This is a genomic window from Sphaerospermopsis reniformis, assembly GCF_005402885.1.
Taxonomy (GTDB): Bacteria; Cyanobacteriota; Cyanobacteriia; order Cyanobacteriales; family Nostocaceae; genus Sphaerospermopsis; species Sphaerospermopsis kisseleviana.
In genome coordinates, this window is sequence record NZ_BJCE01000442.1 from 1 (window position 1) to 2,208 (window position 2,208).

Annotated in this window: 3 protein-coding genes; all 3 read left to right on the forward strand. The window is 39.2% G+C overall.

All coding sequences use genetic code 11. The features are described from left to right. The first annotated feature begins 173 nt into the window (after nt 1–173). The 3 genes from grxC to FFR48_RS27440 all read left to right on the forward strand — a co-directional run bounded on the left by grxC (nt 174) and on the right by FFR48_RS27440 (nt 2,071). A complete protein-coding gene (grxC, locus tag FFR48_RS27430; RefSeq protein WP_096572050.1) occupies nt 174–494 on the forward strand; it encodes a glutaredoxin 3 in 321 nt (106 codons plus the stop codon). A 185-nt stretch (nt 495–679) separates the two neighbouring features. Continuing rightward, nucleotides 680–1,186, forward strand: coding sequence for a tRNA adenosine(34) deaminase TadA (tadA, locus tag FFR48_RS27435; protein ID WP_137669532.1), 507 nt, complete (start codon nt 680–682; stop codon nt 1,184–1,186). A gap of 111 nt (nt 1,187–1,297) precedes the next feature. Then, the gene (locus tag FFR48_RS27440; RefSeq protein ID WP_137669533.1) at nt 1,298–2,071 is read left to right on the forward strand and encodes a lysophospholipid acyltransferase family protein; all 774 of its coding nucleotides are present in this window, start codon (nt 1,298–1,300) and stop codon (nt 2,069–2,071) included. The last annotated feature ends 137 nt before the right edge of the window (nt 2,072–2,208 follow it).

A 2,208-nucleotide genomic window follows, 5' to 3' on the forward strand; every position in this document is an offset into this window, starting at 1 on the left:
TAAAACAAGAAGCGGTCAGATTGATCGTGTTAGCCTGTGGACTAGATAGTGCCGACACTGCTAGGGTGAAACAGGAAGAAAAAGCCAACTTTTGTTAGCATTAGTTAGCTTTTTTGTATCGGCAGAACACGCTAAATCATCTAAGCTAGATATAAATAACAAAAAATAAAAATATGCTAGATTTTCTTAACCCCCTTTTAGGTCGTCACCCAGAACGCATTAAAGCCAAAGTAGAAATATATACATGGCAAACCTGCCCATATTGTATACGTGCTAAAATGCTGTTATCTTGGAAAGGTGTAAAATTTACCGAATACAAAATAGACGGTAACGAAGAAGCGAGATCAAAAATGGCAGAACGCGCCAACGGTCGCCGTAGCGTACCCCAAATATTTATTAATAGTCAACACATTGGCGGTTGTGATGATCTGTATGAGTTGGATACAAAAGGTCAACTTGATCCGTTGTTAGCTCAGGAAACAGGGAACTCTTAATAGGGAACAGAGAATAGGGTTAGTAGCTAGTTGCTGCAATTAATTTAAAACAAGAAGCGGTCAGATTGATCGTGTTAGCCTGTGGACTAGATAGTGCCGACACTGCTAGGGTGAAACAGGAAGAAAAAGCCAACTTTTGTTAGTATTAGTTAGCTTTTTTGTATCGGAATAGCAGTTATTTACTGATGACCAATCACCAATCCCCAATCACCAATCCCCAATCACCAATCCTCAATCACCAACAATGGATGCATCAGGCTTTAGAATTAGCACAGGTAGCAGGTGAAGCGGGGGAAGTTCCTGTAGGTGCAGTCATTGTTGATGCAGCAGGTAATTTAATAGCTACAGGTGAAAATAGAAAAGAAAGAGACAAAGACCCTACTGCCCATGCGGAAGTGATCGCTATTCGTTCAGCCGCAAAAACCTTACAAAGTTGGCGTTTAGATCAATGTACCCTTTACGTCACATTAGAACCATGTCCAATGTGTGCAGGTGCTATCGTCCATGCACGTTTGGCGACGATTGTCTATAGTGTGGACGATACTAAAACTGGTTCAATACGTACTGTTATTAACATACCCTCAAGCCCCGCATCCAATCACCGTTTACAAGTAGTAGGAGGTATTCTAGAATCAGCTTGTCGTCAACAATTACAGTCCTGGTTTGCAGCAAAAAGACATAAGCATAAATAACAGACAGAGGTTAAACTGTCCAGATAGGAAAACAAAAATTACTCAAGAAAATTTACGGTGGACATAATCAAGTTTGCGTCACATTTTACCAGCTAAATTTCAGCCACCGTTATGAAGGAATTTTACTCTGCGTCTACCAAGTCCCCCTCTCAACTAACAAACATCTCTAAAAATTCTAAGGTGGTTTTTAGTAGATCACAGGTTTCCCCTTGGTTAACTTCTTTAGCCTATAGTTTGGGGCATAATGTGGTGATACCTATGTATTTTGCTAAAATTGACATCCTGGGGCAAGAAAATATCCCCAAAACTGGACCAGTGATTCTTGCACCTACTCACCGTTCCCGTTGGGATTCCTTGCTGTTACCCTATGCTACAGGTCGTTATGTTAGTGGTCGAGATCTGCGATTTATGGTGACAAGCAGTGAGTGTCAAGGAATACAAGGTTGGTTGGTGAAACGCATGGGAGGTTTTCCTGTAGATACTCAAAAACCTGCGATCGCCGCCTTGCGTCATACAGTAGAGTTAATTTCACAGGGAGAAATGTTGGTGATTTATCCCGAAGGTGATATTTTTCGAGATAGCAAAGTTCACCCTTTAAAATCAGGTGTTGCGCGTTTAGCTTTAAGTGCAGAACATCTGCATCTAGGGTTAGACATCAAAATTATTCCTGTAGCTATTAACTATAGTCAACCCTATCCCAATTGGGGAACAGATGTAAATATTCAAATTGCTGAACCTATAAAAGTACAAGATTATATTCCTGGATGTTTAAAACAAAATGCTAAAAAATTGATCGCAGATTTAACAAATAGATTACAACAATTAAGCCATCAACAATCAAAAATTATATCACATCCAGCAGATTCCCTTCACGAAGTGTGGTGAAACCATAGAGATGAGCAAGTCCTAAGTTGACAATTTCATAGACAAAACTATACTTATATTGACAAAAATCAATATATTTTTAGGAAAAAATCAACTACTTGATATATAATACGGTGATATCAAGTATTGAATTGAGA

What these genes read in the sequence shown, in the direction of transcription:
- grxC (WP_096572050.1), top strand. Translation starts at nt 174, where the DNA reads ATGCTAGATTTTCTTAACCCCCTTTTAGGTCGTCACCCAGAACGCATT.
- tadA (WP_137669532.1), top strand. Translation starts at nt 680, where the DNA reads ATGACCAATCACCAATCCCCAATCACCAATCCCCAATCACCAATCCTC.
- FFR48_RS27440 (WP_137669533.1), top strand. Translation starts at nt 1,298, where the DNA reads ATGAAGGAATTTTACTCTGCGTCTACCAAGTCCCCCTCTCAACTAACA.